This is a genomic window from Synechococcus sp. CCY 0621 (assembly GCF_019038465.1).
GTDB lineage: Bacteria > Cyanobacteriota > Cyanobacteriia > PCC-6307 > Cyanobiaceae > Cyanobium.
Map to the genome: position 1 here is coordinate 1 of NZ_JAFKRH010000098.1, position 235 is coordinate 235.

The window sequence follows — 235 nt, forward strand, 5'->3', positions numbered from 1 at the left end:
CCGCCACCAGCACCCCACCTCCAACCACCACCACGACGCCACCCCCGACCACAAACACCACCCTGCAGGTGCTTGATCCCAACGGCGCCGTGCAGTTGCTTCGCGACACCAGCACCGATCTGGTCTCCGTTCGCATCAACGGCGTCACCGCTCCGCTCCGCTACCAGGGCGCCCAGATCAAAGCCAGTCAGTTCACCGGCTGGCAGATCCTCGCTGCTGAATCCGGCGGCAACCA

1 protein-coding gene is annotated in these 235 nt (G+C 65.5%); it reads left to right on the forward strand.

Annotated features, from left to right (window positions below; translation table 11 throughout):
* The coding region (locus KUG43_RS16785; RefSeq protein ID WP_216910972.1) for a hypothetical protein at positions 1-235 on the forward strand (235 nt) is incomplete at both ends.